This window comes from Vibrio sp. 10N.286.49.C3 (genome assembly GCF_041469545.1).
GTDB lineage: Bacteria > Pseudomonadota > Gammaproteobacteria > Enterobacterales > Vibrionaceae > Vibrio > Vibrio tasmaniensis_A.
In genome coordinates this window covers 1-336 of record NZ_JBFRKT010000079.1, presented here as the reverse complement: position 1 = coordinate 336, position 336 = coordinate 1, and the positions used below count along the sequence as shown (strand labels likewise).

Sequence of the window (336 nt, the reverse complement as noted above, 5' to 3'; positions counted from 1 at the left end):
TGTGCCATCGTCTTTGATGGTCGCGTCGCCCGTCGCCGTGTTGTTCGTCGTCGTGCCCGCCGCCGCCGTCACTTTCAGGCCGAAGGTTTCATCGCCTTCGTACACGCCGTCTTGGTTGGTCGCCACGCTCACGATGATCGCCGTTACGCCCGCTGGCACCGTCACTTCACCGTTGCTCACGGCTAGGGTGTGCACTGTGCCTTGTGCGTCGGTGTAGCTTGCGCTGATCGCGCCCACATCGTTCGCTTCTGCGCTGTATTGACCGTCCACTAACGCGTCTAACGTTAACGTCACCGCCGCTTCGCTTGGTTTGTCTAAGCTCACCGCAAAGTTTGC

At 60.4% G+C, this 336-nt stretch carries 1 pseudogene; it reads right to left on the bottom strand.

The features are described 5' to 3' along the window. Positions 1-336: pseudogene (locus tag AB4180_RS21955) on the bottom strand (hypothetical protein); the annotation flags it as partial.